Source organism: Stenotrophomonas sp. 3diitr2024 (genome assembly GCF_042136455.1).
Lineage (GTDB): Bacteria > Pseudomonadota > Gammaproteobacteria > Xanthomonadales > Xanthomonadaceae > Stenotrophomonas > Stenotrophomonas sepilia.
On the sequence record NZ_JBHHMJ010000480.1, the window covers coordinates 1 to 3,885 of the forward strand.

Below are 3,885 nucleotides of genomic sequence, written 5' to 3' on the forward strand. Positions count from 1 at the left end.
CGGTTGCGGGGGCGTGAGCGCCATGGATGGCGCGACCGAGCCTCCAGGGACGGATTCACGGCGTCCCCCGCAACCGGACCCACCCCGCCATCCCACAGGAAGCCCGCTTTTGCTTCGGCTGTTGCTTCTGAGGTTGCCGGCCAGCGGCCGGCACTACCGCGGGGGCCGGGCGCAGCCTGGCCGTTCGCCCCCTCACCGCCCCTGCGGATCCGGCCGGTGATGCACGTACTCGACCACCGTGCCGTCGGGATGCACCGCATTGAACGCCGCCCCGGTCGGGACCACCTGCAACGGGAAGATGATCTCGGCGCCGGCGGCAACCAGTTTGTCGTGATAAGGCCGAACGTCATCGACCAGCAGTGTCCCCGTGGTCGAGGTGAACGGCGCCAGCGCCGCCTCGCTGCCCTCGATCAACAGGAACGCACCGACCATGGCCAGGCGCAGCCCGGCCTCCGGAAATGGAAAGCCCGCATCGGCCACCACGCCCTGCAGCTGCTCGTAGAAGGACACGCTGCGTTCCAGCTCACCGGGGGCCACGAACACCCGGATCAGCACGCGCGGTGCGCGCTGGCTGGAGGTATCGCAGCGGTCGCGCCAGAGATGGTCGAAGTCGCGGTGGACGGTCATGGGCTCGGTTCGTGGCCAGGGACCTTCATTATCGGCAGCCTCGCACGGCGCGCTGATGACCGCCGGTGATGGCCTGATAACTGCAGGCTGGGATCGCCCCTGTGACTTAGGTCCTGTTGACAGGTGTGAACGCCCTCGCACAATCTTCACAGGATTGGGTCGCCCTGCGCGGCCCGGGCAGGCAGGTTGTCACGCCGGGAGGAGGGTCCCGCGCGCAGACCGGCCCGTCCTTCGGCCTGCGGGAGGTTGCCTGGCAACCCCTGCGCGGCATGAACGCTGCACCCTTCGGCGGCACTTTCCCTGGACCGATTGCCTTGGCAACGGAATTACGCCCGTCGATGAAAACGTTTACAAAGCAGCTTGTACTGTCCCTGGCCCTGTCCGCTGCACTGGCCGCTCCGGCCTGGGCCGACCCTGCCGCGTTCACCGTGCTGACCCTGGAACAGGCCCCGACCGCCGAGGCGATGCCGGCCCTGGCCGCCCAGCTGAAGACCCTGCAGGTGGACGCGGTGAGCGTGCGTCAGGTGCAGCGCGGCATCGGCCAGGTCGATCCGCTGCAGGTGCTGGCCGACGGACTGGGTTACGAATACCGCTTCATTGCCGCGGGCAGGGATGATGGCCAGACCCAGCGCGGCCAGGCCGTACTGACCCGGCTGCCGATCGCCGCTGAATCCGGCCCGGACCAGCCGGGCCTGAACTACCTGCGCCTGGACGATGGCCGCCACACCGTGGCGGTCTATACCGATGCCGGTGCAGGTGCCGCGCAGCTGCCAGCGCTGGTCACCCGTTCGCGGCTGGGTGCACCGGCGGTGCTGCTCGGCGCGGTGGCCGGTGAATCGGCCAAGGCCGCCGGCTTCGATCCGGCGCGTGTGGCGCTGGAAGCCGATGCCAGCTATTTCAGCGATGGTTTCCAGGCCGCCAGCAGCGCGCCGTTCAAGGTGGAAGGCAGCGCCTTGCGCGCCACCCTGCTGACACTGGCCTATGCCGCCGACACGCATGGCGACAGGCCGTGGATGGACACCACCCTCAACGCCGATGCGCGCGCCGCGCTGCTGCTGAAGGCGATGACCGAGGATGAGAAGTTCCAGATGCTGCACAGCTACTTCGGGCTGGGCAAGGATGGTGGCCCACTGCCGGAAGGCGCGGTCGGTTCGGCCGGTTTCGTGCCGGGCGTGGCGCGGCTGGGCATTCCGTCGCAGCAGTCGGCCGATGCCGGCGTCGGCGTGACCAATCCGGGCGGCATCCGCCCGGGTGATTTCGCCACGGCGATGCCATCGGGCCCATCCACCGCGTCCAGCTGGAACCGCGAAGTGGCTTTCGCCGGTGGCGCGACCATGGGCCGCGAGGCGTGGCAGCAGCGCTTCAACATCTTGCTGTCGGGCAGCGTCAACCTGCAGCGCGATCCACGCAACGGCCGCAACTTCGAATATGCCGGTGAGGACCCGCTGCTGGCCGGTTCGATGGTCGGCGCGCTGATCCAGGGCGTGCAGAGCCAGCACGTGATCTCCTCGATGAAGCACTTCGCGCTGAACGACATGGAGACCCGGCGCAACTTCCACGACGTGCGCATCGGCGAACAGGCCATGCACGAGTCGGACCTGCTGGCGTTCGAGATTGCGCTGGAGGCTGGCCGCCCGGGCGTGGCGATGTGCTCGTACAACAAGATCAACGGCACCTACGGCTGCGAGAACGGCTACCTGATGAACCAGGTGCTGAAGCAGGAATGGAAGTTCCCCGGTTTCGTGATGTCCGACTGGGGCGGCGTGCACAGCGGTTCGAAGGCGGCGCTGGCCGGCCTGGACCAGCAGTCGGCCGGTGAAGTGTTCGACGCAGCGGTGTTCTTCGACGAACCGCTGCGTCTGGCCGTGCATGGCGGCGTGGTGCCGCAGGCGCGCCTGAATGACATGGTCACGCGCATCCTGCGCACGATGTTCCTGCACGGCAACTTCGACAACCCGCCGCAGCACCAGAAGGTGGATGCCGAGGCCGGCTTCGCCGTGGCCCAGCGCACGGTGGAAGAGGGCAGCGTGCTGCTGCGCAATGAAGGCAACCTGCTGCCGCTGGCCGACAGCGTGAAGCGCATTGTCATCATCGGTGGCCACGCCGACAAGGGCGTGATCGGTGGTGGTGGTTCGTCGATGGTGGGCGTGACCGCCAAGGGCACCAACGCGGTGCCGGGGGTGCTGCCGACCACCTGGCCGGGCCCGGTGATCTTCCACCCGTCCTCGCCGCTGGAATCGCTGCGTGCGGCGCGCCCTGACGCAACCATCGAGTATGTGGACGGGACCAATGCCGCCGCTGCGGCCAGGGCCGCCGCGCAGGCCGATGTGGCCATTGTGTTTGCCACGCAGTGGGCCGCCGAATCGGTGGACCTGCCGGACATGCAGCTGCCGGACAACCAGGACGCACTGATCTCGGCGGTGGCCGCGGCAAACCCGAAGACCGTGCTGGTGCTGGAAACCAACGGCCCGGTGCGCACCCCTTGGCTGGGGCAGGTGCCAGCGATGCTGCAGGCCTGGTACCCGGGCATCCGCGGCGGCGAAGGCATCGCCGCGCTGCTGACCGGTCAGGTCAATCCGTCGGGCCGCCTGCCGGTGACCTGGGTGACGGACGAATCGCAGCTGCCGCGCCCGCATATCGATGGCCTCGGCTTCAAGCCGGCCAAGCCGTTCGGTGATGTGTTCGATTTCGATATCGAAGGCGCCAACGTCGGCTACAAGTGGATGGCGGTCAAGGGCCTGACCCCGACCTTCGCCTTTGGTCATGGCCTGTCCTACACCTCGTTCGCCTATGACAACCTGAAGGTGAGCGTGGAAGGCTCGCGCCTGGTCGCGAGCGTCGATATCCGCAATACCGGCAAGCGCGCCGGCGCCGATGTGGCCCAGCTGTACCTGAAGCTGCCGGCAGGCAGCACCACGCCGATCCGCCTGATCGGCTACGACAAGGTGAACCTGCAGCCGGGCGAACAGCGCCGCATCCGCATCGAAGCCGAGCCGAAGACGCTGGCCCACTACGATGCACAGGCGCGCCAGTGGAAGATCGACGGTGGCACCTACCAGGTGCAGCTGGCGCGCAATGCCGCCGAGCCGCTGCAGACCGTGGACGTGCAGCTGGTGGAGCAGGTGCTGCGCTGATGCCTGACGACACGGCCCGCACAGGGCCGTGTCTGAAAAAGGGGACGGAGGGGATTAAGTCGTTTATGCATAAACGACTTAATCCCCTCCGTCCCCTTTTTATGTGGCGAACCGGTCGCGCAGG

At 67.7% G+C, this 3,885-nt stretch carries 2 protein-coding genes; one reads left to right on the forward strand and one right to left on the reverse strand.

Annotation, left to right across the window (positions count from 1 at the left end):
* Positions 1-192 precede the first annotated feature (192 nt).
* Complete coding sequence (locus tag ABGA94_RS12160) at positions 193-627, reverse strand: VOC family protein (protein ID WP_005417059.1); 435 nt, start codon at positions 625-627, stop codon at positions 193-195.
* Between the two features lie 338 nt (positions 628-965).
* Between ABGA94_RS12160 and ABGA94_RS12165 the strand changes: the two genes are divergently transcribed.
* Positions 966-3,761: a beta-glucosidase gene (locus ABGA94_RS12165; RefSeq protein WP_081275781.1), complete on the forward strand. Its 2,796-nt coding sequence runs from the start codon at positions 966-968 to the stop codon at positions 3,759-3,761.
* The last annotated feature ends 124 nt before the right edge of the window (positions 3,762-3,885 follow it).